The organism is Vibrio sp. D173a (assembly GCF_030248475.1).
Map to the genome: position 1 here is coordinate 26,160 of NZ_JAHGAH010000093.1, position 26,867 is coordinate 53,026.

General features: G+C 46.5%; 16 protein-coding genes and 1 riboswitch. Of the genes, 10 read left to right on the forward strand and 6 right to left on the reverse strand.

Annotated elements, in window-relative coordinates:
• Positions 1-118 precede the first annotated feature (118 nt).
• From recD to recC, 3 genes are all read right to left on the reverse strand, one after another.
• Entirely contained in the window at positions 119-2,296 is a 2,178-nt protein-coding gene (recD, locus tag KIV40_RS10680; RefSeq protein ID WP_285349103.1) for an exodeoxyribonuclease V subunit alpha, read from the reverse strand.
• Positions 2,296-5,934 (reverse strand): exodeoxyribonuclease V subunit beta, encoded by a 3,639-nt coding sequence (gene recB, locus KIV40_RS10685; RefSeq protein ID WP_285349105.1) that lies wholly within the window; start codon positions 5,932-5,934, stop codon positions 2,296-2,298. Before recB ends, recD begins: the two co-directional genes overlap by 1 nt.
• Before the next feature lie 321 nt (positions 5,935-6,255).
• Positions 6,256-9,729 carry an exodeoxyribonuclease V subunit gamma gene (gene recC, locus KIV40_RS10690; protein WP_285349141.1) on the reverse strand — a complete coding sequence of 1,158 codons (3,474 nt, stop codon included), beginning with the start codon at positions 9,727-9,729 and terminating at the stop codon, positions 6,256-6,258.
• A gap of 366 nt (positions 9,730-10,095) precedes the next feature.
• Between recC and KIV40_RS10695 the strand changes: the two genes are divergently transcribed.
• Positions 10,096-11,919 (forward strand): DUF3413 domain-containing protein, encoded by a 1,824-nt coding sequence (locus KIV40_RS10695; protein WP_285349107.1) that lies wholly within the window; start codon positions 10,096-10,098, stop codon positions 11,917-11,919.
• Positions 11,920-12,173: 254 nt separating this feature from the next.
• On the opposite strand, the gene KIV40_RS10700 is transcribed toward KIV40_RS10695, so the two are convergent.
• Positions 12,174-13,148, reverse strand: coding sequence for a TDT family transporter (locus KIV40_RS10700; protein WP_285349109.1), 975 nt, complete (start codon positions 13,146-13,148; stop codon positions 12,174-12,176).
• Positions 13,149-13,259: 111 nt separating this feature from the next.
• Here KIV40_RS10700 and KIV40_RS10705 point away from each other — a divergent pair, with 111 nt between their 5' ends.
• The 5 genes from KIV40_RS10705 (at position 13,260) to dapD (ending at position 18,180) form a co-directional block, all read left to right on the forward strand.
• Positions 13,260-14,177 (forward strand): LysR family transcriptional regulator, encoded by a 918-nt coding sequence (locus KIV40_RS10705; protein WP_012128747.1) that lies wholly within the window; start codon positions 13,260-13,262, stop codon positions 14,175-14,177.
• Between the two features lie 165 nt (positions 14,178-14,342).
• Entirely contained in the window at positions 14,343-14,642 is a 300-nt protein-coding gene (locus tag KIV40_RS10710; protein ID WP_012128748.1) for a YebG family protein, read from the forward strand.
• 156 nt (positions 14,643-14,798) lie between these two features.
• A riboswitch (Fluoride riboswitch) is annotated at positions 14,799-14,873 on the forward strand.
• Between the two features lie 260 nt (positions 14,874-15,133).
• Positions 15,134-15,826, forward strand: coding sequence for an iron-sulfur cluster assembly scaffold protein (locus tag KIV40_RS10715; protein WP_041853471.1), 693 nt, complete (start codon positions 15,134-15,136; stop codon positions 15,824-15,826).
• 23 nt (positions 15,827-15,849) lie between these two features.
• Positions 15,850-16,833 carry a GGGtGRT protein gene (locus KIV40_RS10720; protein WP_285349112.1) on the forward strand — a complete coding sequence of 328 codons (984 nt, stop codon included), beginning with the start codon at positions 15,850-15,852 and terminating at the stop codon, positions 16,831-16,833.
• Positions 16,834-17,157: 324 nt separating this feature from the next.
• Positions 17,158-18,180 (forward strand): 2,3,4,5-tetrahydropyridine-2,6-dicarboxylate N-succinyltransferase, encoded by a 1,023-nt coding sequence (gene dapD / locus KIV40_RS10725; RefSeq protein ID WP_285349113.1) that lies wholly within the window; start codon positions 17,158-17,160, stop codon positions 18,178-18,180.
• 125 nt (positions 18,181-18,305) lie between these two features.
• Here dapD and glpQ read toward each other — a convergent pair whose 3' ends face one another.
• Both glpQ and glpT read right to left on the reverse strand, forming a co-directional pair.
• On the reverse strand, positions 18,306-19,376 hold the full coding sequence (gene glpQ / locus KIV40_RS10730) for a glycerophosphodiester phosphodiesterase (protein WP_285349114.1): 1,071 nt from the start codon (positions 19,374-19,376) through the stop codon (positions 18,306-18,308).
• A 54-nt stretch (positions 19,377-19,430) separates the two neighbouring features.
• Positions 19,431-20,798 carry a glycerol-3-phosphate transporter gene (gene glpT, locus KIV40_RS10735; protein ID WP_005427324.1) on the reverse strand — a complete coding sequence of 456 codons (1,368 nt, stop codon included), beginning with the start codon at positions 20,796-20,798 and terminating at the stop codon, positions 19,431-19,433.
• Positions 20,799-21,670: 872 nt separating this feature from the next.
• On the opposite strand from glpT, the gene KIV40_RS10740 reads away from it, so the two are divergent.
• The 4 genes from KIV40_RS10740 to glpD all read left to right on the forward strand — a co-directional run bounded on the left by KIV40_RS10740 (position 21,671) and on the right by glpD (position 26,821).
• Positions 21,671-22,525: an MIP/aquaporin family protein gene (locus KIV40_RS10740; protein WP_285349117.1), complete on the forward strand. Its 855-nt coding sequence runs from the start codon at positions 21,671-21,673 to the stop codon at positions 22,523-22,525.
• A 58-nt stretch (positions 22,526-22,583) separates the two neighbouring features.
• On the forward strand, positions 22,584-24,101 hold the full coding sequence (gene glpK / locus KIV40_RS10745; protein ID WP_005450894.1) for a glycerol kinase GlpK: 1,518 nt from the start codon (positions 22,584-22,586) through the stop codon (positions 24,099-24,101).
• 189 nt (positions 24,102-24,290) lie between these two features.
• Complete coding sequence (locus KIV40_RS10750; protein WP_005536115.1) at positions 24,291-25,082, forward strand: DeoR/GlpR family transcriptional regulator; 792 nt, start codon at positions 24,291-24,293, stop codon at positions 25,080-25,082.
• A gap of 179 nt (positions 25,083-25,261) precedes the next feature.
• Entirely contained in the window at positions 25,262-26,821 is a 1,560-nt protein-coding gene (gene glpD / locus KIV40_RS10755; protein WP_285349139.1) for a glycerol-3-phosphate dehydrogenase, read from the forward strand.
• Positions 26,822-26,867: the final 46 nt, after the last annotated feature.

A 26,867-nucleotide genomic window follows, 5' to 3' on the forward strand; every position in this document is an offset into this window, starting at 1 on the left:
AGAATTCCAACACTTCAATTTTGAATAAGACTTGCAGACATAAAAATGGCGGGATTACGACCCGCCACATAAAAACATATTCAGCTCATGAAAACTTCTCATTTTTGAATGAGTAAACTCAATTTCTAACTCGCTCAACCAACCCACTCGCTCGAGTAGTTTTTACTTTAATACCACGCTTGAGAACATTCATCTCGGCGTACATCGCAAGGCGTTTCTTTGCACGAGTAATACCTGTGTAGATCAGCTCGCGAGTGAGGATTGGACTGAAATCTGGCGGCAAAATCATTAGCGTGTATTCAAACTCACTGCCCTGTGATTTATGAATGGTCATCGCATATGCGGTTTCATGCTCAGGGACTCGGCTTGGCAGCACCGACTTCACGCTGCCGTCTGGCAGTTCGAAGAACACTTTGAGACGCGGTTCGCCTTCGCTGTCATCTCGCATGCAAATGCCGATATCACCGTTATACAATCCCAAGCCATGATCGTTACGCGTGACCATCACTGGCCTGCCGTGATACCAAAGTTCATCTTGGGTTTGAATCAGCTTACGTGCTGCTAGTGCTTTTTCAATACGTTGGTTTAAACCTGTCACACCAAAATCACCTTCACGAATAGCACACAACAAGCGGCATTGATTAAAAGTATCCAGCACAGCTTTGGCTTTGTGGGTCAGCGTTTCTGGTTCCCCAGTCTTCTGGTCAATCTCTTGCTGTCCGATGCGTTTTAAATAACGACCATATTCGGCAACCAAAGTCTGCATCATCTGATTGTAATTTTGACTACTCAGTGCGAAATGCTCGATATCAGCAAAATCACGACTCCAAACGTCGTCTACTTTTGCAGCTGAGCCAGCGTTGACCGCTTTTGCTAGCTGGCCGATACCAGAGCGAGCATCGAATCGGTAACTCTTTTGCAGCATACATAAGCTATCGGCAATCGAAGCATTACTATTGGTGCTGTACGCCAAAGTGTCAAAGCCTGTCAACTTCGCGACCGCAGACGCCTGCTCTTTGCCAAAGCCAAATGCATGGAACGAACAGATATCACCTAGCACCGCACCAGCTTCTACCGATGCCAACTGGTCTTTATCTCCCAGTAGAATCAAACGCGCATGCTTTGGTAGCGAATCGACGACTTTGTACATCATCGGCAGATCGACCATAGAGGCTTCATCCACTACTAAAATATCGAGGTGCAGCGGATTTTGCTTATTGTGACGAAACTCTGCACTGTTCGGGATCGCGCCCAACAGGCGATGCAAAGTGCTCGACTCGGTTGGAATTTTCGCTTTAAGCTCAGGCTCCACTGGCAACTCTTGAATCGCTTTACCAATAGACTCCGTCAAACGTGCTGCGGCTTTACCTGTTGGCGCCACCAGCTTGATGGTGAGGTTTTTCTCTTGTCCTGCTTGCTCAATCAATGCGGCAAGCAGTTTGGTTACCGTAGTAGTTTTACCCGTACCCGGACCACCGGAAATCACCGCAAAACGACGCGTCAGTGCTACCGCTGCCGCGACCTTCTGCCAGTTAACACAAGCCGATAATGGTACAAGCTTGTCCAGCACTTGTAGATCGTGAACTTGTTTCGCTTGGTTGACTGCCGTATCAATGGCCGCCCAATCGAGGCTGTCTACGGTAACCACATCCAAATGGTCACAGACTAGCTGCTGAGGTAACACTTGGTTGCTGGTTCCTGCCTCTACCACTTTGGCTAATGCATTGAACAGAAAGTGGTACTGACGAGCGAATAAATGGTTAAGCAACTCAGACAAACGTGTAAAATCTTGAGGCTGAAGGTTTACAGCTGCACTGAGTTGATTGAGCTTGTCCGCCAACGTCACTTCATAGTGCCAGTAACGATGCAAGTAGAGACGCTCACCATCAAACATCATTGGCAAGGCTTCACCTTGAGCACCAACCAAAGGCGACGCTTGCAGAAGCTCCAACCAATTGACGCCCTGCAGTTGAGTATTAAGCGCTAACGCAGACTCCCCAAACAGACCGAGCTTACTGGCAAGATCTACTGGTTGCCCTTGGCCATCAAACAGAAGCAAACAGATGTGTCCTTTGCCTAATTCACTGCTGACCACACCAGCAATAAATGCCAGTTCTTGGCTGTTCTCTTGTTGCTCAACTTGCGAATAGATAAAGCGCGCGAACTGGAAATCCAATTGGCGAATCGCCCCTTTATTTGCTAGCGATTCTAACGTTGCCAATAGATCTGGCGTTGCCGCTAGATCTCGTGTTGCCACAGGGCTGCTTTGCTCAGAAAGAAGATCATTGGTTTTCATCAAATTAACTCCATCTGACCCGATTCACTGGATCGTGTGTCAGGTGCCTGACCATCAATCAAGTGATCCATTTCTTGTAAAAATTCGAAAGTTGGCTTGGCAGAAAAAATACCGTGATCACTCTGCCCATCCATACCACGCAAGAACAGGTAATAAACACCACCAAAGTGCTGTTCATAATCATAATTTGGCAATCTGCTGCGTAAGAAACGATGCAGCGCCAAGGCGTAGATTTGGTATTGCAGATCGTAGCGATGATCCGCCATCGCCGACTTCAACGCATCGCCATGATAATGGAACACATCATCGCCTAAGTGGTTCGATTTCCAGTCGAGGACGTAGTATTTACCTTGGTGCTCAAACACCAAGTCAATAAAGCCTTTCAACATGCCTTGCACGGTTTGGAAACCCAGGTCGCCAGCTTTAGCAGACAGCGGATCATGACGTTGAATCACACGATTCAATGCTGGTGCAGATAGCACTTCAATCGGCAGTAAGAATTCCATCTCAACCAAACGTTGTGCGGGGCCTTTTTGATTGAGCAGCAGTGCTTTGCTATCCAAAGGCGTTGCCAGCACGTTATCAATCAACTGTTGCAGGATTGGTAGCCACTCTTCATCAAGCTGCTCACTTTCCATCAAGCCGAGGATGATTTGGGTGTTCTCTTCCGTTGTCGCGGGTTGAGTAAACTCAATTTCCTCAAATAAGCTGTGCAGAAAAGTACCCGGACGTGCGCCACGCGGGAAGTTGAAGATAGAGCGTTCTGGCTCAACCAATTCCGCCTCATCTTGCTCTTCTGAAGAATCGATATCAAAGCCGGTAATTTCAATCGTCGCGTCATGCTCAGCATGATGAGAACCTTGTTTAACCAAGCCCGAGTAACTGGTGATTCGCCAGTTTCTATCAATTGGGGTTTTCAGCTCTTTAGCTGTCAACGCTTCTAACTCGGTTTGCTCCGCAGCATACATCTCGTCGTGTTGCTTTGGAGGATCACAAATCACCACGTTATCGAAACTCTCTTGTTGCTTCTTCAACCCAACAAACAGGTCGTTGATGCCACCCTCTTGACCATTTTGCACCAAGTAACCAATCGCACTGTGATGCACGCCGGTTGGCTCTTTGGTTGAGCGACCATTGCGCAGCGGTGAAGCACCAATAAAGCAGGCATACACGGCACGCGTTAACGCTACATAGATAAGGCGTAAGTCTTCAGCAAGGCGTTCTTTATCTGCCTGTTTTAACGACGCATCGTTACCCGTGATATCAAGTACGGTGCGATCGTTCTCAGCGTCGTAGTATTTGGCCTCACTCGCTTCTCGGTAGCCAAACACAAATGGCAGGAAGACCAAGTCATATTCCAGACCTTTGGATTTGTGAATGGTAACGATTTGCACCAAGTTACGCTCTGATTCCAAACGCTGAATTTGGCCATCGCGGCCACCCAACCCGTGCTCTGCATCGCTGATGGATTGCGCTAACCAACGTAGCAAGCCGTGGTCGCTGTCTAATTCGTTACTTGCTTGCTGCAATAATTCACCAATGTGCATCAGATCGGTAAGCACTCGCTCACCGTTTTCGCTTTGTGAGCTCGTCCCTTCTTCTAGTAGACGCTCAGCAATATGACGCTTACTGATCACTGCACGCAGCATAGGTAGCACACCACGTTGCACCCAAAGCTTACGGTATTCTTTGAACTCGTTAACCGCATTTTCCCACACGGTTTCATCGTTGTTGAGGGCGTCTAAGCTGGCTGCATCAAGAGCGAACAATTCTGATGCTAGACTGGCGCGTAATGCTCTGTCGTTTTCTGGCGTTAACACCGCTTGCAGCAAACGCTGTAGATCTTGTGCAACGGAACTGGTAAACACGCTATCGCGGTTAGAAAGGTACACGCTGGCAATGCCTTGGTCGGCTAACGCCTGTTTGACCATGCGACCTTCGCTACCCGTTCGCACCAACACTGCAATGTCGCCCGCTTTAACTGGCTTCTGCTTTTCGCCATTAACCAGACAGGCTTGACCTTGTTGCGCTGCGGTCAAAATGGTTTGAATTTGGCTTGCTGTCGCCTCAGCCATAGCGGTCAGGTATTCACCTTTTGGCAGAGGTTTATCTTCCGCTTCTTGCAGCCAATAAGTCAGTGCAGGCTGCTTTTGACCACCCATGGTCCAAACACGTTTGTCTGCACTTGGGCTGTAATCCACTGAATGGAATGGAATGTCGGAGTCATAAATAAACGGGCTATCTGGCAGAGCAAAAATCTGGTTCACTGCCAATACCATATCGGCACTTGATCGCCAGTTGGTGCCAAGCGTGTAGTGAGCACTAACTTGGTTACGAGCCTTGATGTAAGTGAAGATGTCCGCTCCACGGAAACCGTAAATCGCCTGTTTCGGGTCACCGATCATAAACAAACCGCACTCAGGATTATCCAAATAAATGCGACTGAAAATGCTGTATTGCAGTGGGTCGGTATCTTGGAATTCATCGATCATCGCAACCGGATAAAGCGTGCGAATGCGCTCTGTCAGTAGTGCGGTTTCATCGGTATCAATCGAGGCAGAAAGCTGAGTCAGCAAGTCATCGAATGACAACCATTGTTTCTGATTTTTTGCTTTTGCCAGCATCACGCGACAATGCTCAATCGCATGAGCTAACAATGGCGCTTTTAAGCTGATTGGGTTGGCAATGAAGGCTTCTATCGCCTCAAACACGGGGTGTTGTGGTGCAGTGCCTTTCGGGGTTTTCTCAAGTAACACATTCTGGGCGAACTTCTCCAGCTTATCTGGATAGTCATAGCCCGTGGTTTCTGTCGAAGCCCATACGTTGACCGCTTCTAACCAAGTCGGTAGAGACTTTTTGGTGTAGCTGCGCTTGTTGACGTCGGAATCAGAAATCAGTGCGAGGAAATCATCTTGGCTATCACGCCAATGGCCTTTCAAAGCATCAATTTGCTTTAAGTTTTGCTCATGCAAATCGGCAAGGCTACCTTGCATTGCTGGAACAGAGAGACTTAGCGGCGCGCCTGTGAGGTAGTTGCTGATGTCATACAACAGATCCGATGGCGAGCCCCATAGTTGACGCACTTCTCCAGCCAAAGCGAATGGCAGAGGATAGAAATTACGACGCCAGTAATCGGCAACCACTTGCGCTTTGAGATGGCTTTCGTCTGTCACAAACTCATTGTTGAAGCGACTACCGGATTCGAATGCGTTTTGCGTCAGCATGCGTTGGCAGAAACCGTGAATGGTGTACACCGCGGCTTCATCCATTTGGCGTTCCGCTTGCAAGAGGATCTCAGCGGCTTGCTTATGATCCTCGATTTCTCCCAACAAAGGTTGAATCACAGGATCTGAGCTTTTCCCGCGAGCGAATGCGATCCTCGCGTCGTGAATACGCGCACGAATACGATCACGCAGCTCCGCCGTTGCAGCTTCGGTAAAGGTCACGACCAGAATTTGATCCACGGTCAACGGCACGCGATGTTTGGTATTGGCAGTGCCATGCCCTAGTAGAAGTCGCAGATACAAACCCGCGATCGTAAAGGTTTTACCTGTACCTGCCGATGCTTCAATTAGCCTTGCACCATGCAGCGGAAAAGTCATGGTTTGCAGTGGAGTTGGAACTGACATTTGCGCCATAACGCTGAATCTCTCCGGATTATCGACTGACCGAACTGTGATCTGTCGTTAAAAATTCTATTTATATGTCTAACAAGTTGGAATATTTAAAGGTTAGTGGGATCTCACTCACGGTTATCCTGATCTTCAACCGCTAGTATGCGCGTCACGAGATGAGTACTGATAACAGAGCAATCACTTTAACGTATTGATAAATGATCAGGCTAAACACTCAAACGAATCATGGTCCCTCTGACCTTGTGGCCGTACAGCGAACGCCCTACAAAAAATAATGATTTTCTGGCGGCCACCCTACTCTCTTCTTTATCTAAATAATCCAACTTACTTTTCATCATCGGCATCCATCGCCGCCAGTCTTGCGCCTTGAAGAACCAATGCGGTCAGCATGCGAACTTCTGCTGCAAGCTCGTCATTCCAAGTAGACCAAATACGCGAAATATACGCGTTATTTCCCTCACCTGGACTCATATAGCCATCATTGAATGCATCCGCCATTTTCTTCAGCGATTTCTCTTCGTCATCAGCCCAGTGGCCACGACTAAAGCCCGCCTCAACACACGCCAGTGCTGTTTTCGGGAAGTATGGTAATGGCTTGGTCATGCCTTCAAAAAACAGACGTACTAATTCAGCAAGTAGTTGTTTCGCTTGCGCAGCGTCTGCCATTGCTGGGTAAACTAAATGCACCGCGCCTTCCTTGCGGTCATAACCGATAACGTGGGTCTTTCTAGGCTGACCAGAGGCAGACATAGCAAGATGATCAATCCATGCAGCAAGGTAATCCTGCGCACGAATTTTACCGCTGCGGTAGCGAATCAAACCGGACTGATAGCACTGAGTTAGCCAACCAGTTAGACGGATGTTTTTTCCTTCACCAAGCACATCGAAGGTAAGATCGATTTCTAAATCGTCTTGCGGAGCACCAGATAAAAACGCCAACTTATCCACCAGCTCTTCCGCTTGCACGCGGTTGGTCTCAAACTCGATATCACCAAATGCACCAACCGGTAATTTGCCTTGCGCGCGTTGCTCACTCATAAAGTGCTTGAGCACGTCTGCTTTTACCGATGGTTGAGTAATGGCGGTTTCAAGCAAGGTTTCCAGTAGCTCATCACGCATTTGATAGCTTTCTAGACCACCTAATACGAATGGCTCATCATCTTCCATCACAGGCAATGGCGGCTCGAACATCACTTTTAAACGGCGGTTAAAGAAATACTGTACCGGCAAACGCCAGAAGCGTTGTAATTCCACCAAATCCAACTCGATTGGGAAGGTTGCACCGAGTAAGTAATCATCCAATGCGCGGTTAAACTCGCCACGCGCATGACCTTGTGATTGGTTGCTTTGGGTCAACGCCGCTGGAATCCACTCTTTGGCATAGCTTGAATGAGAACCTTGGAATGCACTTGGGCTAAATGGCACCATGGCATGCATATTCACTAACTCGTTGAGTAGTTTATCTCCGGAGTCATCAACAGGTTGATCTTGATCGCCCTCTAGGCAATAGTTCTGATGGCAATACTCCATCAATTCAGACACCAGAACAGACGGCACGCGCTCAGTGTTATCTTGGATAGAACGCCCAACGTAACTGATGTACAAACTTTGCTGTGCAGACAGCACGGCTTCTAAGAATAGGTAACGGTCATCGTCTCGACGTGAACGGTCGCCCGGTTTAGTGCGCCCTGTCATTAAGTCAAAACCTTCTGGTGGCATTGAGCGCGGGTACACACCATCGTTCATACCCAGTAGACACACGGTTCTAAATGGGATCGAACGCATCGGCATTAGAGTACAGAAGTTCACTTGTCCGGCAAGGAAGCGCTGGCTGACCCGTGTTCCTGACAGCTTGTTTTGTAGATACTGGCTAACAATAGAAGGCGACAAGGCATCATCAAATGCCGCATCGGTTAGCTGTTCTTTCAGTTGGCTTAAGGTATCTCGAATCGACTTGAGCGCCATTTCCCCTTCTAGCTCAACAGAGAAGAAGTCATCCAACATTGCCACCAAGGTTTCACGCCATGCATCAATCGACTGAACATTGGAAAGTTTGCGGCGATATTGGCTAATTTGTTGAATAAAGTGAGCTAACTTACCGGCAAGTTCTGCGCCCATACCTTGCACTTCATTGTATGGCGAGAGGCTACCTTCTTGCGCTTCAAACAAACCGGAAGATTCTGGCATCGCGTAACCTAACAGCATACGCTGGATACCAAATTGCCATGTATTTTGGCGTGTTTCTGGCAGTTCAAATTCGCTGCCGGTATGGCTATCTAGCCCCCAGCGAATACCAGATTCTTCCACCCATAGTTTGGCTTGAAGGAAGTCATCTTCGCTTAAGCCGAATCGCTTCAAAATCGCCGGCGTTTCTAACAGCTCAAGTAATTCAGAAGCCAAACAACGTGTATTCGGTAAATTAACAAGTTGCATGAAAGCCGCCAAAACTGGGCTTTCTTGATCGGCCGTTCGGTCTGAAATCGAGTAAGGAATGAAACGCTCACCCGGCGCATTGCCGAATACCGCCTGAATCGCAGGGCTGTAGGCATTGATGTCTGCCACCATGACAATAATATCGCGCGGTTTCAGTGTCGGATCGGCATCGAACATCGCCAGAAGCTGGTCGTGTAGCACTTCCACTTCTCGCATTGGGCTGTGGCAAGAGTGCAAGCTCAGAGATTTGTCACCCAAACTCACCACTTGTTTGTGCTGGCTGCTGTCGATTTGCTCGTCGTCTTGGTGCTCTTCTAAATTAAGAATGTCAGCTTGAAGTTGATGAAGCAGACTGTCGCGCTCGACATCAACAAAAGCTTCAATCTCATGGGATTCGAGCTGCGACAACAGATACATGTTATCGCGCCCAAGTTTACCCATCGACGCCAACAAGCTGTTACCCACCACATCAGTATGCAGCTCATCCACTACGTTTTCTTCTAGTGAACCTTTTAACTGCTCACTCTCACCTTGCACTTCAGAATGGTCTTCTTGCCACACCACGTGCTGACGATGTTTTGCTGCTAAGCGAGCTAGGAATTTACGGTCACGTACTTCACCCCAGTAATAACGACAAGGGTTGGTAAACATCAAATGCACATCAATGTGTTCACCAATGGCTTTGAGCGCATCCATATAACGTGGCGGCAGTGAAGAGATACCAAACACAAACAGACGCTTCGGCAGATGATCAAAATTGCCGTTGAAGTTTTCTAGCGTATCAATGAAGTGTTCGTACAAATTGGCACGATGATAAGGCGATTGCCCAAGGGTAACTGTGTGATCGTACAACGCTTGCCACAAAACCGGTTGCCATGGGTGCTCGTCTTCAAGTTCGGGCACCGTTTGCCCTGCTTCCCAGCTTGCAATCCATTCTGGACGATACACCAAATAGCCATCGAAAATATCGGCAATTTTCTCTGCCAATTGATAAAGCTTGGAGTTGTCACTGTCGTCCTGAAGATAACGTGCCAAAGGTTCGAATGACGCTTCGTTCAACAAACCCGGTAGCAAGTGCATCAGCTTCCACGTCATGGCTTCTTTGTTGAAGGCACTGCGCTTAGGCACATCAGCCAATACTTGGGTGAACATGTCCCAAATAAAAGTCGCTGGCAGCGGAAATTCTAAGTTTGCCGCAACACCAAACTCTTTCGCCAATTCCATTTTTAACCACTGAGACATACCCGGGCTTTGAACCAGAATTTGCTCTTTTTCGAATGGATTTTCTAATGGATTGATGCGAATCAGTTCAACAAGAAGTGATTTGAGAACATCGACCTGATTGGAGTGATAGACAGTAAACAAAGTAAGTGCACCGAGCGCCAATTGAAACTGCTAGCAAGCTTAGCACAGCCGCATATATTCCTAGAGCGATCTCGATAGCTTAAATAACAAAAGGTTAGAGAACACCCGAACTCTGCGCAAATAACCAGCAACTGACATTTGTAAGTCACGTCTTACACGCAAATACAAAGTGTGACATCAGTCACAACTATTTCATGATAAAAAACACCGTTTTATAATTAACGCAAATATTTACAACAATACTCATCAAATTGAATATTGAGTGGAAAACGAAGAACTGCGGGGGTCAAATCGTTTTGATGTCACGCTAAACCACACTTTGTTCTGATTTGATAGGGATGAGAAAAGCACTGGAATACCAAAACTATGTTGCGCAAATTTTCTTCAAATGGCGCTTGGCTGATTGCATTTTTTGCTTGCTTTGCGCTTTATCTGTCGATCGCTTGTTACCCATTTTTGCTGTCAAACAGCCAAGCAGAACCGCTCACCTTTCTGCAAGAATATTATTTACTTGCCACACAATTTGGCTGGTTGGGTTTAATTGCTCTTCCGCTGATGTTGGGTTGTTTATTGCTGTCCTTTTTGCCGACGCGCATGTTCAGAGTCGTTGTGATTGCCATTGCAATCGCAATCTTGATCATGCTGAAAGTCGATATCCTCGTTTTCCAGCAATACAAACTGCACATCAATGGTCTACTGATCCGCATGTTCTTTGAAGGCGGTCGCGACGTATTTGAAATATCTTGGATGAGTTGGCTAGTTTTTATTAGCGACATTGCACTGCTCGCCATTGGTTTGGCATTCACTGTTTGGTTAGCCAATAAACTGGCTCAGAGCCGAGCAAAGTTCGTGATCGTGGCAGTTTGGTTTGGCTTGTTGCTGAGTACTCAGGTTATCCACGCCTATAAGAACGCGCTCTATGACGACGAAGTCAGCCAGTTCTCTAATAACTGGCCTCTTTACTACCCGTTAACGGCACGTAATTTTATCTATCGCCATCACTTGGTGGATGAAAGTATGGCTTCACAAAACCGAGTGGAGCTAAAGAATATTGAAAGCAGTTCACTGAACTACCCACTCGCCCCTATAAATGTAGAAACGAAAGACAAGCAACCGAATGTGTTATTCATTTTGATTGATGCGTGGCGCTACAGCGATTCAACACCAGAGATCATGCCAAATGTCAGCAAGTTCACCGAAAAAACGGTCAACTTCTCTCAACACATGAGCGGTGGCAACTCTACTCAAGCGGGCATTTTTAGCTTGTTCTACAGCTTACCTGCAACTTACTGGGACAGCTTTTATGCGAGCCAGAAATCCCCTGTATTCATGGATACCCTGCAAAATCAAGGCTATCGAATGGGTATTTTTGGTTCAGCACCATTAACTAGCCCGCCTTTATCGCGCACCGTCTTTAAGAAGGTTAAAGATCTCACCCTTAAGCAAACTGGCGAAACACAAATCAAACGTGACCAGCAGATCACCGATGAGTTTATTCAGTTTCAAAAGCAAGATAACGACAAGCGGTATTTCAGCTTCTTGTTTTACGATTCCGCCCATGGCACCAGTTTTCCAGAACCTGAATTCGCTAAGTTCAAACCTTATTGGGAGCGCGTCGATCATATTCTTCTGAACAACGATTTTGACGCCTCGCTTTACCATAATCGCTATAAAAACTCGTTGTATTTCATCGACAGCTTGAATGCAAAAGTGCTCAAAAATGTCGACTTAGAGAACACTATTGTGGTGATCACTTCCGACCATGGTGAGGAATTTAACGATCATAAGATGAACTACTGGGGTCACACGGGTAACTACAGTGACACTCAAGTGCATGTCCCGCTATACCTTTATCTTCCGGATCATCAGCCAGAGCAGATCAACTATCGCACCACACACTATGACATTGTACCAACCCTAATGAACGAGCTATTCGACGTTAAAGGCGACACCCAATCGTATAGCGTGGGACAAGACCTATTTGAGAATGGTGTTCCGCGTGATTGGTTTATTGCGGGCAGCTATTACAACTATGCGCTGGTAGGGAAAGAAACCATGTTAGTGGTAAATCCTGGCGGGCACTCCCAACAAGTCAATAATCAACTGAAAGTGGATAAGGAACATCAAGTACCAGTGAACGTGATTCAAGATTCTCTCGATGAAATGTCACGTTTCTATAAAAAAGGATAAGAAGAACGCGCGCCTATCAGACAAGTAGGCATACCAGAGGAGAGTAAATTTCGAGTTGCCATCTTCTGCATGAGAACTCTCACTACAATGGCCGCGGTTACTAAAGTTTGATGTATTAAAATTGTATCTAATTTTCCGCCACCCTATTTGGGTGGCATTTTTTTATCTTCAGATAAGCTTTAGAACCCTCCCTACCGATACAAAAAAAGCCTCTTGGCGAGAGAGACCAAGAGACTTTGCTTTACGAGTAAGGCTTATGCGTGATGTGTTGTCACTAAACGCGGTTGAATCAGTAAGTTATTGATGTATTGCAAACCTACGTAAGTCACCACAATCGTTGCCACAATCAATTCGATACCTGCTAGACCGCGAACTTGTTGTACATAGTGCGCTGCTAGGCCATTTGCTTCCATCCAATTTGCTGTTTTGAACAGAGCTGTCGCACCAATCACCATTGGGAAGGTAAACGCTGCGTAACCTGGGCTAAATGGCAGTCTTAGCAATTTAAAGAAGGCTAAGTAGATGATGGCTGTCATCAATACCGCGATACCAAACAACAGAGCAATAATCACTGGCGAAGGCGTCGCTGTTACAGTTAGGTAACCAGCCAACGACAGGCTCGCTGGTGCCGCCATGATTGCCATGGTTGGTTTTGCTGCATCTGGAATTTCATGGGTGAACATGAAACGGTAGATCATCATTGGCAACATCACCGCGTAAGCCACCATACCGAAGACCAACGCACCGTGTGCAATTGGTGCAAGCACTGGGTTACCAGAAAAAGACACGTCTGCAACGATAATACCCACTGGTGGTACGAACCAGCTTGGCACCATGTGGTGTAGTTCGAAGTCTTTCGCGCGGTGGTAGAAGAAGCTCACTAGGAACACGATATGTAGAGCTACCGCCACTAACCAAAGCACGTCACCTGCAACAGGGAAAAAGTGCCCTAATGAGTTTGAAACCACCATGGTTCCCATCGCAAAAGTCGGAACGACACTACCTACCACAGGGTGTGCAAGATCTTGTCTCAACAAATGATTGTGAAAAAGAAACTTAATCGCCAAGATTGCTAATAATACGCTTGCAATACCCGCGCTAATCCACTGTCCATAGCCATTTAATTCGGCGAAGTTTTCCCAACTCCAACCTAAGCTCGCAATACCAAGAGCCAGACCCGCCATTGGGGTTGGTGCTCCCATTACTTTTGCTTTTGTTCTTTGAATCATTACGACCTCAAATCTAGGCTAACTTTCTATGGGATGTATATTACTCTTGCACTTCGTTCCAATATATCTAATTATTTAAAACTAACGTTCAGATTTACTTAACGGAATATCATGCCTAGTCATATCTCTCTTAAACAACTGAAAGTTTTTACTACGATCACTCAGCACAAGACGCTAACTGCGGCTTCGGAAAGTCTGTTTCTTTCTAAGGCGGCCGTGAGTATGGCGTTGTCTGAACTAGAGAAACAAATTGGTCATCACTTATTTGATCGAGTGAACAACCGTTTGATTCTCAACCAAGAAGGACAAAAACTTCTGCCCCTCGCAGACGAACTACTCAACCGAGCTCGGGATATTGAGAGTGTGTTCGATGGCGACCAAACTTTATCAGGCTTGCTACGCATTGGTGCCAGCGACACCATTGGCAACCAAGTCGCACCTTACCTGTTAAGTGATTTTCGTGATGAAACGAATCACCAGTCGCAGAGTTTGTTCATCTCCAACTCTGCCCAGATTTGTGACATGTTGATCGCTTACGAACTCGACATCGCGCTCATTGAGGGCAAGACCATACACCCAGAGTTGGAATCAACGCAATTCAGTGAAGACGAAATGTGTGTGATTTGTCCGCCGGACTACCCTAACTTCGACGCAGGGCCTATCAGCCTAAACGAGCTCGAAGACACAGAATGGATTCTGCGTGAGGCGGGTTCTGGTTCTCGAGAGTTCTTCATGCGCGCCATCGCTCCGCGTCTAGAACACTGGCATGAGGCTTTTCAGCTCAACACCACCGAAGCGCTGATCAATTCTGTATCTGCCGGACTTGGCCTAGGTTGTTTATCACGCCTATCTGCAGAACCTGCAATTCGTGATGGTCGTGTGAAAATGCTCAACATGCCACTGGACATGAAGCGTCGCTTCTGGCTTTTGATCCACAAAGAGAAGTATCAAAACCCGCTTCTGCGTACATTCATTGAATTCTGCCAAGATTGGGAGCGACCAGAGAACCCTCATCTTAAAGATGGCTAGTTCGAGATGGGTCGTTCACGGGAGATCGTTCAAGGCAGATAGTTCAAATGCTGGTCACTTAGTTGTACACGGCTCTCATTCTGAGGCTTGTCGCTAGACTTAATTGGTCAAAAACTGTATAAAAAGCCAGTATAAAATTTAACAAATTAACTTAGAGGACCAACCATGGCTGTAATCGTCAAGTACGTGGTAGAACGCAATGGAGAAGAGAAAATGACTTTTACCTCTAAAGCGGAAGCTGACGCATACGACAAAATGCTGGATATGGCGGACGAGTTATTCTCACTGCTAGGTAAGAGTGAACTTCTAGAAGACGAAGGTAAGCAAGAAGATCTTGCAATGTACCTTGCGCAAAACAAAGAAGAAGTGCTTTACGCTCTAGGTGCAAAACGTAAACCTGCACCAAAAAAAGCAAAGAAGCTTGAAGCTGTTGAAGAAGAAAGCGAGCAAGAAGACGCTGCATAAGCCTCTCATTTGTTTAGAAAAAACGTCGCATTATGCGGCGTTTTTTTATGCGTTGTATTTATCGCCATATATCTCTGAGAATATAAAGAACCGATTTAATATCCCAAATTGCTATAAATTTCATGTTGCAGATTAGTGTGACTTAGATCTAATCTAAATGGGCACGGTGATGGGGTGCCACCGGAATCGAAAGATTCGAACCGCTTTAAAGCTAATGACTCCTACAGAAACGAAAACAGGTCAGCCCTGTTGGAAATGCTTTCACCTATATTGTGAGAGCAAGAGTTCTGTAGTGAGCAATTCAACTCTTCTCCAACCCCGCTCCTGTTTTCTCAAAAATTAAAAAGATATCCAAAATAGTTGTTAACTCAACAAGGCCACAAACGCGTAAGCCTCCTGAACATAGTTTTCCTATTTGATGGAGCGAATAAGAGCAGTCAACGCCGTTGAGTCTGACCAATATGCTGGATATCGTACACTGGGAAAACATTATGCAATACTCACACGAAATCCAATCAATGTGCCCGATTCAACGCGGCGATCTTCATGCATCTGCACCGATCCCTGTTGAAGGCGCAATGATCAATCCAAAAGACGTTATCGCGATTTCTGGTCTTAGCCACGGCGTTGGTGCTTGCGCTCCTCAACAAGGTGCAGCAAAACTGACCCTCAACGTCAAAAACGGCATCATCGAAGAAGCTTTGATCGAGACGATCGGCTGTTCTGGCATGACTCAATCCGCAGCGATGGCCGCAGAAATCCTAACAGGCAAAACCATTCTTGAAGCACTGAATACCGACTTGGTGTGTGATGCTATCAACGTCGCGATGCGCGAAATTTTCCTTCAATTTGTTTACGGTCGTACTCAATCTGCTTTCTCTGAAGGCGGCTTAGAAATTGGTGCGGCACTGGAAGATCTTGGTCAAACTCAACGCAGCCAAGTGGGTACTAGCTACTCAACCAAAGCAAAAGGCGTGCGTTACATGGAGCTGGCTGAAGGCTACGTAACAAAACTCGCACTAGACGAAAACAAAGAAGTGATTGGTTACCAATATCTCAACCTCGGCAAGATGATGAAAGCCATCAACGAAGGCGTATCTGCTGCTGAAGCCGCAGACAAAGCAACGGGCACTTACGGTCGTTTTGGCGAAGCCGTAACGACCATCAACCCACGCCAACAATAATTGCCACCAAGAGGAAAGAGATTATGAACACTCCAATTACTGAATCTGTACGTCGCACATTAGACGAAATGCAACTTTCTTCTATGGAAGAGGCTTACCAATACTGTATGGATCGTGGTATCGACCCTAAAGCACTGGTGATGGACACTCAACCTATCGCGTTTGAAAGCGCTGCCGATGCCTACACACTGGGCACTGCTTTGGCGATTTTCCGCGGAGCAAAAACAGCAGAAGAAGCTGCAAACATGATCGGTGAAGGTCTTCAGGCGTGCACTAAACCCGGCAGCGTGGCAGAGCAACGCCAAGTAGGTATTGGTCACGGTGCATTGGCGGCTCGTCTATTAAATGAAGAAAGTGGCTGTTTTGCTTTCCTTGCTGGTCACGAGTCATTCGCAGCGGCAGAAGGCGCAATCAAAATCGCATTGAACGTGAACAAATCACGCGAAAATCCGTTGAAAGTGATCCTAAATGGTTTGGGTAAAGACGCCGCTTACCTCATCTCACGCATTAACGGTTTCACTTACGTACGCACGCAATACAACTACCAAACTGGTGAGTTAGTGGAAGTAGAACGTCGTCGATTCTCGCAAGGTCCACGTGGTGAGATCCTTTGCTACGGTGCAGACGATGTGCGTGAAGGCGTGGCTATCATGCACAAAGAGCAAGTGGATGTGAGCATCACTGGTAACTCAACCAACCCGACTCGCTTCCAACACCCTGTAGCAGGCATCTACAAAGCAGAACGTAACCATGAAGGCATGCTTTACTTCTCTGTGGCATCAGGCGGTGGTACTGGTCGTACTCTACACCCAGACAACGTGGCGGCAGGTCCTGCCTCTTACGGTATGACCGATACCATGGGTCGCATGCACGCCGATGCTCAGTTCGCAGGTAGCTCTTCAGTACCAGCGCACGTTGCAATGATGGGCTTCATCGGCATGGGTAATAACCCAATGGTAGGTGCAACTGTTGCACTTGCAGTAGAGGTCAGTGAGCTAAGCCTTTAATTCGATTTATCGCTTTACTATCCAAAGCCAGTAAATCCAACAAACCCAGTGTAGGGGGAGTGACTTCGGTCCTCCCCTTATTTTTTGCGATGCCCTCTTCTCCAACTTCACTGTGTCTCTGCCCAAAACCGGTCTGATAAGGCTTTTGCGACACATTTCTCATCAGAAAAACATATCTCTAAAAAGACAAAAGGTATCCATCTACAGACTTTCTCCATTTCCTCTCTTTAAACTCCCCAACACTCTCTTTATGATGACTGACAACCTAATTATTTCTTGTCAGTGAACAGACGAGACACAAGACTCAACACATGGAGATCAACTATGGCTTTCTTCTCTCTAGCCCTTGGTACGGCAACTAAAAACCGCGACGGCAAAATCATCGAAGCGTTTTTCCCAAACCCAGTTCTTAACCCAAGCGAAGCGCTTGTTAACGCAGTAGCAGGTTACGAGCAAGGCAACCAAGCTATCGAGATCTCTGCAGCACAAAGCGCAGAACTGGCAGCAGCATTTGAAGCAAACGGCGATGCGGCAAACGCATCTTTCGCAGCAAAAGCAGCAGAATCAGCACAGCCACTTGTACTGGTTATTCTTGCCACTGACGAGCAGCCACAAAGCGTTGCTGAAGGTTTCCTAAAACTTCAACTTATCTCTAACCGCCTAGTTCAACCACACGGCACGGTACTAGACGGCATCTTCGGTCTACTACACAACATCGCATGGACTAACGAAGGTCCAATCGACCTACCTGAACTAGCAGAGCGTCAAATCGAAGCTCGCCTAGCGGGTCGTGCACTAAGCGTAGATTGCGTAGACAAGTTCCCTAAAATGGTGGACTACGTGGTACCAACTGGCGTTCGTATCGCTGACACTTCTCGCGTACGTCTTGGCGCACACGTTGGCGAAGGCACAACGGTAATGCACGAAGGCTTCATCAATTTCAACGCAGGTACGACTGGCGTGAGCATGGTTGAAGGTCGTATCTCCGCTGGCGTAGTGGTTGGTAACGGCTCTGACATCGGCGGCGGCGCATCTATCATGGGTACGCTATCTGGCGGCGGTAAAGTTGTGGTTTCTATCGGTGAAAACTCTCTACTAGGCGCGAACGCAGGTCTTGGCTTCCCAATGGGTGACCGTTGTACTATCGAATCAGGTCTATACGTAACTGCTGGTTCTAAAGTGCGCATGCTAGATTCTGCAGGCCAAGAAGTAGAAGTAGTGAAAGCACGCGATCTTGCTGGTGTGTCTGACCTACTGTTCCGTCGTAACTCTGTAACAGGTCAAATCGAGTGTCTTGCAAACAAGAGCGCGGTTGAACTGAACAGCGAACTGCATAAAAACAACTAATTCATTCGTGAATAAGCCCTACGAAAAATCCCCCTGCAGGAAACTGTTGGGGGATTTTTTATTGCCTGATAGATGGCACATTGTTACGACATGGCGTGTGACGTAATACTGAGCGTTTCAAACTCTCAGTTTTTAGAACTTTGCTTGTTTAGAAAGCTCACCGCTTTATCTGGGAAGTCAGTAAACAAACCATCCACTTTCACCTGATTGTAGAAGATATCCATTATGCCATCGAAGCTGTCGGTGTAAGCAGGAATACGTCCAGGGTCCGCTCGGAAAGTGTAAGAGTGCACTTGCAAGCCTGCGTCTTTTGCTGCTTTCATCAAAGGTTTGATGATGATGTTATCCTTGGTTGATTTGTCATCCACCAACATTGGCTTCCAAGGACCAATTCCTTCCGCGTACTGGGCTACCTTCTTCATACCATTGGCTTCAAACATCCAGTCATAACTGTATGGTGTTGCTTTGTCGCCTTTGTACTCCATGGTCTCGTTCCAGTCGGTGTAAGCCATGAGCTGAACGAGCTTTAAATCCATGTCCATTGCAGGCATAAGCTCACTGTTGATGCGCTGAAGTTCATTGGCATCAAAACACTGAAGGTACACTTTGTCGTCTTGTGAGTCGTAGCCGTACTGCTTTAAAACTTTCAGTACTGCTTTTGAGATGTCTTTACCTTCATGGCGATGGAACCACGGCGCTTTGATCTCAGGATAAATACCGATGTCATAGCCCAGTGTTTTGTTTAAGCCTTGGATCAGCTCAATCTCTTCAGCAAAGGTAGGTACGGTGAAGTCTGATTTCCACATTGGGAATCGAGTCGGGTAACCTGCTACCTTGTCACCCTTATCATTGATTTTGAAGCCTTCTGTCACGCGCAGTGATTTGATTTCTGCCAAGGTAAAATCAATCGCGTAGTAACGACCATCTTTACGAGCTCGATCTGGAAAACGCTCAGCTACATCGGTCACGCGATCGAGATAGTGGTCATGCAGCACGACCAATTGATCGTCTTTAGTCATCACCACATCTTGCTCGATGTAATCTGGTTTCATTGCGTACGCAAGGGCTTTGGCTTCCAATGTATGTTCAGGTAAGTAACCGGATGCGCCACGATGAGCGATAACAAGGGGCTGGGCAATAGCTCCGGCAGATAGGCTACACGCCAAAAAAGTAATGCATACTGACTTTATTTTCATTGTTATTTCCTTAACTTATTTGAAGGGGCAGTATTCCACTGCCCCTTTAAGGTTTTATGACGCCAATGCTTCTTTCTCACGCGCTTTTTGTTCGTGGTGAGCACGCTCGCCAAGAAATGCGTAAGTCAAACAAACGATGGACGTGATACATGAACCGATAAGGATGATAAAGCCGCCATCCCAGCCAAAGTGGTCTACGGTGTAGCCAAGAATCGCGTTTGCCGCTACTGCACCACCTAAGTAACCAAATAGACCCGTTAGACCCGCAGCCGTACCTGCCGCTTTCTTCGGAGCAAGCTCCAATGCGTATAGACCAATCAACATTACCGGACCGTAAATCAAGAAGCCGATTGCAACCAGCGCCATCATATCGACTGCTGGATTACCTGCAGGGTTAAACCAGTAAACCAGCACAGCTACGGTGACTAACGCCATAAATAGAATACCGGCAGGAGCACGACGACCTTTAAACAGTTTGTCTGAAATCCAACCACACAATAGCGTACCTGGGATGCCCGCCCACTCGTACAGGAAGTAAGCCCAAGACGATTTATCGACCGAGAAGTCTTTCGCTTCTTTTAGGTATACCGGCGCCCAGTCCAGCACACCGTAGCGGATCAGGTAAACAAACGCGTTCGCAATCGCGATTGACCACAACAACTTATTAGAAAAAACATACTTGAAGAAGATTTCCTTCGCCGTCATTTCTTTTTCGTGTGACTTGTCGTAATCGTCAGGGTAATCGTCTTTGTACTCTTCAATCGGTGGAAGACCACAAGACTGCGGTGTATCTCTTACCGTGAACCAAATAAAGACAGCAACGAGCGTGGCAAAAAATGCAGGAACATAGAAAGCGGTGCGCCAATCGTCGTTAAATGCCCAAAGGCCAAGAATGAACATAGGGCCGATCAAACCGCCACCTACGTTATGTGCCACGTTCCAAACCGACACTATCTCGCCACGTTCTTTACGTGACCACCAGTGAACCATGGTTCGACCGCAGGCAGGCCACCCCATACCTTGGAACCAACCGTTTAGGAACAATAGAATAAACATTGCGGTAATGCTGCCAGTCGCCCAAGGCATAAAGCCGAAGCAGAACATCACAAGCGCTGACATTAATAGACCGCCACTTAAAAAGTAACGAGGGTTAGAGCGGTCAGAAACACTGCCCATTAAGAATTTTGATAAACCATAAGCAATAGATACTGCAGCTAAGGCAACACCTAGATCACCACGGCTAAAGCCTTGTTCAATTAGGTAAGGCATCGCCAAGCTGAAGTTTTTACGGACCAGATAGTAGCCTGCATAGCCAACAAAAATGCCGATAAAGAGTTGCCAACGTAAGCGAGAATAGGTGCTATCGATCTTGTCGGACGACAAGCGATCAATGTGCGCCTTGGGTTTGAATATTCCAAACATAGGAACCTCATAATTATATTGAGCGATGGTAAGGAGTCTTAAATCGCGAACGAGCAAAAAGGAGTTTCGTTCGAAAGTTGGTGCATTTTATGAAATTCGATTTTTATTTCTGTGACAAATGTTGCACAAGAATTAAATTTCAGTAAATACAGAAAATTAGAGACTTTAAATTAGACTGCGCTTCCACTTTAACCAAATTTCGTTACTATTCGCATACAACATTAAATGCGAAAACGAACAAATTAACCGCAGTTTTAAGCAAACCAAGCACTCAAACAACCACAGAATTAGGATAAACGGTTGAGTTTGAGCAACTGGACACACTTAACGCCAGTCATCAAGGCTAAATACGGGGTGTTGCCACAATGTCATTCCATTAACAACTGAGGTTGATGTCGCTATCCCACTCACTAAAGCTCATTGAGGCATGCTTTCGACGTTAAAGCTTACTGACCAGCCCTAAGGAAGGCCCCCTTCTCTTAGCCGTGTATGAAAGTAGAGTATCGAGTCAATAAGTATCAGCAATCCCTTATCATCATTAGTGTTAGCTAGCTCTTTAGGGTTAGTTTTCAACCAGTAATCTGAACAATTTACCACCATTCACGAAGCAGCTTCACAAAACTCCTCTTACCAGTTTGTGCATTGATTTTCACATCGGTAGTTTTAAGCCGAAGAATCGAAGTTGAAGCTTCTAAATCGTTTTACCGAGTTTCTTTTTTGAGCAAAAGATGTGTCAATTAACAAAAACGAAGAGTTTGATTAACAATTCCATGCTCAAACGCTCACTTTTAACGCTCGTTTGTTTTCGCAAACGTTTATATATGCACAATAGAACCGTGCTAGATAAGCATAAATATTAAAGGACTCTTAACATGACAACGAACAAACACCCCTCACTGCTCGGAGAATGTTTGGCCGAGTTTATCGGTACAGGATTACTTATCTTTTTTGGCGTAGGCTGTGTTGCTGCATTAGTGTTGACCGGAGCTCAATTTGGTCAATGGGAAATCAGTATTGTATGGGGCTTTGGCGTCGCCATTGCTATTTACTGTACTGCGGGCGTATCCGGTGCACACATCAACCCTGCCGTTACCATCGCACTAGCCATGTTCCATGGTTTCGATAAGGCGAAAGTGGTGCCTTATATCATTGCGCAAATGCTCGGTGCTTTTTGCTCTGCCGCTTTGGTTTACAGCCTGTACAGTAACCTGTTTACTGATTACGAAATCGCACACAATTTCGTTCGTAGCAGCAAAGAGGCTCTCGCCACAGCAGGCATTTTCTCGACTTACCCACACGCTTCTCTCTCTTTCTTTGGCGCTTTTGCTGTGGAATTCGTGATTACTGCAGTGCTGATGTTTGCCATTCTTGCTCTTGGTGATGAGAACAACGGCGCACCTCGCGGCGCGATGAACCCATTACTTATCGGTATTCTCATTGCGGTTATCGGTAGTTCTTTAGGCCCACTTACTGGCTTTGCGATGAACCCTGCTCGTGACTTCGGCCCTAAACTGTTTGCTTACTTTGCAGGCTGGGATTACGCACTGACCGGTGCACGCGAAATCCCATACTTTATTGTTCCAATTCTTGCTCCTATCGCAGGTGCTTGTTTCGGTGGTTGGTTGTACCCGAAAGCAATTGCTGCGCATCTGCCACAACAAGGTCATGGCTGTACTATTCCTAATCAGTGCGAGACCGAAGAAGAAGCAGAACAAGCTCAAGCTTAAAACCAACTCATTCGAACATTTACTAAAATATAAATAACGAAACAAAAGGATTCTTACCATGACTGAGCAAAAATACATTGTTGCCCTAGACCAAGGCACGACAAGCTCTCGTGCTGTCATTCTGGATCATGACGCGAATATCGTAAGCGTCGCTCAGCGAGAATTTACTCAGATTTATCCAGAGGCTGGTTGGGTTGAACATGACCCAATGGAAATCTGGGCAACTCAAAGCTCTACTTTGGTTGAAGCACTTGCGAAAACCGGTATCCGTAGCGACCAACTTGCAGGTATCGGTATTACCAACCAACGTGAAACGACGATTGTATGGAACAAAGAAACAGGCAAACCGGTTTACAACGCAATTGTATGGCAATGCCGCCGTACTGCTGATATTTGTGAAGAATTAAAAGCGCGCGGACTAGAAGATTACGTTCGCGACAATACAGGTCTGGTGCTAGACCCTTACTTCTCAGGTACAAAAGTGAAGTGGATTCTAGATAACGTTGAAGGCGCACGTGAAGATGCTGAAGCAGGCAAACTGCTGTTCGGTACCGTTGATACTTGGCTGGTTTGGAAGATGACACAAGGTCGCGTTCACGTAACGGATTACACTAACGCATCTCGTACCATGCTGTTCAACATCAACGACCTATGCTGGGATCAGAAAATGCTGGATGAGATGGGCATTCCTGCATCCATGATGCCTGAAGTTAAACGCTCATCAGAAATCTACGGCCAAACCAACATTGGTGGTAAAGGCGGTACTCGTATCCCAATCGCGGGTATTGCAGGTGACCAACAAGCTGCGCTTTACGGTCAGATGTGTGTTGAAGCTGGCCAAGCGAAGAACACCTACGGTACAGGTTGTTTCTTGTTGATGAACACGGGTCAAGAAAAAGTCACATCGAAAAATGGCCTGCTGACTACCCTAGCATGCGGTCCAAAAGGCGAGCCTGCTTACGCTCTTGAAGGTGCGGTATTCATGGGTGGCGCGTCCATTCAATGGCTACGTGATGAAATGAAGATCCTGGCTGGCGCTGAAGATTCAGAATACTTTGCGACCAAAGTAGATACTTCAAATGGCGTTTACGTTGTACCTGCATTTACTGGTCTGGGCGCACCATATTGGGACGCTTACGCTCGCGGTACGATTGTCGGTCTAACTCGTGGCGTAAACTCTAACCACATTATCCGTGCAACTTTGGAAGGCATCGCTTACCAAACTCGTGATGTGCTAGATGCAATGCAAGCAGACTCGGGCATCAAGCTCGCGAACCTTCGTGTAGATGGCGGCGCAGTAGCGAACAACTTCCTTATGCAGTTCCAATCTGATGTTCTTAATACCGAAGTTCACCGTCCTCAAGTAACTGAAGTAACCGCTTTGGGTGCAGCCTACCTAGCCGGTCTAGCGGTGGGTTTCTGGAATAGTATTGATGAACTGCAAGACAAAGCAGTGCTCGATCGCACATTCGAACCACATGATGATGAAGAGAAACGCAACCGTCGCTACAAAGGTTGGAAGCGCGCAGTTAAGTGTGCTCAAACCTGGTCTGAGCTTCACGACGAAGACGATTAATTTCTGATAAACGATTATTTTCCCCTGATTAATCGTAAAGAGCGCCGAGTTGGCGCTCTTTTTTTGCGTTCGATCGCGGATTCCACACTCCCACAGCTTCTCACAATGCGCTAATTCGAGCACAATAGAGCAAGTTTCTATTTTCGATTTTGAAGCATTGGCGATTACCAGTGCACAAGGGAGTGCTAAGTGAAGCAAATACCAAGACACCAACAGATTGTTGAGTTGGTGAAAAAACAAGGCTATGTCAGCACGGATGAGCTGGTAGAAAAATTTAATGTTAGTCCTCAAACTATTCGCCGCGACCTAAACGACCTCGCAGATGAAAACAAAATTCGTCGCTACCACGGTGGTGCAACCATTCCTCTCAGTTCAGAGAACACCTCATACAACACGCGTAAAGCGCTTAACTTCAATGAAAAAGATGTCATTGCGGAAGAACTCGTAAAACACATTCCAGATGGCGCAACCTTGTTTATTGATATTGGCACGACTCCAGAAGCCGTCGCTCGAGCGCTCAATAAAAACCACAAACAGCTTCGCGTGGTGACCAATAACATTAATGTTGCCACCATTCTTTTACCGAACCCGGAAATCAAAGTGATTTTAGCGGGTGGTGAAGTTCGCAACCGAGACGGCGGCATTGTCGGTGAAGCGACGCTCGATTTCGTCAAACAATTCCGCCTCGACTTCGGTATTTTAGGCATCAGTGGTATCGATTTTGATGGCTCACTGCTGGACTTTGATTACCATGAAGTTCGCGTTAAACAGGCGATTATCGATAACAGTCGCAGCGTATTCCTTGCCGTTGACCATTCGAAGTTTGGCCGTAATGCGATGGTGAAACTGGGCAATATCGCGCAATTGAACATGGTATTCACCAACAAACAACCACCAGAAGAGATTCTCGCAATTCTAAAAGAAGCCGCAGTTCCGCTCGAAGTGATTGATACACAAATAGAAAGAGTCGCAACCGAATAGCGTTTACACTCACTATTTACGCGCATAAATGACCTCTGTCTTAATTAGGCAGAGGTTTTTTTGTGCCCAAACCACACAAAACACTCATAAACGAAAATAAATAATGATCAAAAACGAAAGCTAAGCTAGGATTAACCCATATTCCAAAATGCTCGTTCGCTCACCAAGAGGTCAAATTTATGAGTATCCAACAAAATGCTTCCACGACGAATTCATCCCCTACTCTAGATATGATCGTGATCGGCGGCGGCATTAACGGGGCCGGTATTGCTGCTGATGCTGCTGGCCGTGGTCTAAGCGTCGGTTTGTACGAAGCTAACGACTTCGCATCAGCAACCTCTTCTGCAAGTTCAAAACTGATCCACGGTGGATTACGTTACCTTGAGCACTATGAGTTTCGTTTGGTTTCGGAAGCGCTCGCTGAACGAGAAGTACTCTTACGTAAAGCACCACACATCGCATGGCCTATGCGTTTTCGTTTACCTCATCGACCATTTTTACGCCCAGCTTGGATGATCCGCTGTGGTTTGTTCCTCTACGATAACTTTGGTAAACGAACCACTCTTCCAGGCAGCAAAACCATCAATCTTGCAAAATCTGGTCTTCTAAAACCGGAAATGAAAACTGGTTTCGAATATTCAGATTGCTGGGTAGATGATGCGCGTCTAGTGTTACTTAACGTTCTGGCTGCAAAAGAGAACAATGCCGAAGTTCGCAACTACTGCCGCGTAGAAAAAGCACACCGTGAAGGCGGTATTTGGCATGTCACTATTCATGACGTCACCACAGACCAACGTTTCGAACGCAGAGCGAAGGCCCTAGTAAACGCCGCGGGTCCATGGGTGAAGCAATTCTTTGATGAAGGATTGGATCAAACTTCTCCTCGTAACATTCGTTTGATCAAAGGCTCACACATCGTTGTTCCTCGTATCCATGACGAGCCACAAGCCTACATCCTACAAAACAAAGATAACCGTATCGTGTTTATGATCCCTTACTTAGATAAGTTCTCGATCATCGGTACAACGGATGTAGAATACAAAGGCGACCCTCGAAAAGTATCTATTTCAGAGGAAGAAGTCGATTATCTAATCGATGTCGTCAATCAGCATTTCGTCCAGCAATTAAACAAGGATGATGTTGTGTGGTCGTTCAGCGGTGTACGTCCGCTGTGTGATGATGAGTCTGATTCACCGCAAGCCATTACACGCGATTACACTCTAGAGCTGGATGCTGAATACGATCAAGCACCGTTACTTTCTGTATTTGGCGGTAAACTCACGACTTACCGTAAGCTTGGTGAGGCAGCCCTCAATAAACTTGCTCCTTTCCTACCTGAAATGGGTAAAGACTGGACGGCAAACCAAACGCTTCCTGGCGGTAACTTCAGCTGTAGCCATGAGCAGCTAGTGAAGATGATTCATGCGAAATACTCATGGGCATCAGAAGCGTTGCTGCTGCGCTACGTGACTCAGTTTGGTACCCAAACTTGGGACCTGATGGCAGGCACTAATAGCATAGAAGACCTTGGTCATTGCTTCTCAGAGCAAGCAAGTGGCGTATATCAACGTGAAATTGATTACTTGATGAATCACGAAATGGCGCTCACCGATGAAGATATCTTATGGCGTCGTACAAAACTTGGTTTATACATGAACGAAGAGGAGAAAATCGCACTGGCAGAATATCTACAAGAGAAGCTGCAACAGAAAGTCGTTAGCCTCTCACAAGTAAGTTAAATTGGACTCTCCTAATACAAGCCTGCACCCCGCCTGTCTCTTATAC